The sequence below is a fragment of the Corallococcus sp. AB049A genome (genome assembly GCF_003668885.1).
Classification (GTDB): domain Bacteria; phylum Myxococcota; class Myxococcia; order Myxococcales; family Myxococcaceae; genus Corallococcus; species Corallococcus interemptor.
Window position 1 is genome coordinate 1 of sequence record NZ_RAWL01001166.1, and the last position, 433, is coordinate 433.

Genomic DNA, 433 nt, shown 5'->3' on the forward strand with positions numbered 1-433 from the left:
TTGCAACCTGATTTAATTCTTTTAATGTGCTCATCAAGATTTTTAGGTTGATTATTAACTACAAGGATTGTTTCAAAAACACTATCGCCGTAAAGAAATCCTCTATCAAATATTGAAATACTTGAGCTAGATTTTCCATTAACTAAATTCATATTTACATACGTTTAAAAATCAATGTACCATTCGTTCCACCAAAACCAAATGAATTAGACATCGCAATATTTATATTTGTTTCTCTTGCAATATTTGGTACATAATCTAAATCACATTCGGGGTCCTGGTCATTTAAGTTAATGGTTGGCGGTATGATATTGTCTTTTATAGATAATGCGCAAAATACTGCCTCAACACCACCAGCTGCACCTAAAAGATGCCCTATCATTGATTTAGTAGAGCTTATTGGGGTATTCTTTGCGTTTTCAATACCTAATGC

At 32.6% G+C, this 433-nt stretch carries 1 pseudogene; it reads right to left on the bottom strand.

Annotated elements, in window-relative coordinates:
- Window positions 1–154 precede the first annotated feature (154 nt).
- Window positions 155–433 (bottom strand): annotated as a pseudogene (locus tag D7X55_RS41315) (beta-ketoacyl-[acyl-carrier-protein] synthase II); the annotation flags it as partial.